Source organism: Treponema sp. R8-4-B8, from assembly GCF_054786175.1.
In genome coordinates, this window is record NZ_BDHE01000377.1 from 1 (window position 1) to 455 (window position 455).

Annotated in this window: 1 pseudogene; it reads right to left on the reverse strand. The window is 49.5% G+C overall.

Annotation, left to right across the window (positions count from 1 at the left end):
• Window positions 1-428 (reverse strand): annotated as a pseudogene (locus ACYVRA_RS08840) (ATP-grasp domain-containing protein); the annotation flags it as partial.
• Window positions 429-455 lie beyond the last annotated feature (27 nt).

Sequence of the window (455 nt, forward strand, 5' to 3'; positions counted from 1 at the left end):
TCTTCTGCTTTTTCTTGTTCTTTGCCTCGTATTTGTTTGACGGTTCCCGGTATGGGGCTGAACGCTTTTTCGGCGCACGTCCATTTTTTCGTCGTGATAAGTCCCTCCGCCTTCCGTCCCATAGCCGCGAGAATAGCGCCTTTAATTGGCAGAGCGCCGGAAGAATATGGGTATGTCCACCCAGACATATAACCGCCTGAAAGCCGCGCCGCTATTTCTCCAATCATAGGCCCTTTTGCGGTCAGTTTAATGTCCCCTTTTGCGGCTCCTATGCTTTCTTTTCCAGCAAGCCCTAGGGCGTGAATTCCAGCGCGGAAAGTGTCAAGAATCGCGGCTTGTTTTTCTTCTTCTATAATAGTACGCATTGTATGTCCCATTTCAATAAAATACGGCGGGAAAAAACTGTGCCCGTCGCCAAGGCCGCACATAGTAATTTCCCCACGATAGACAATCGC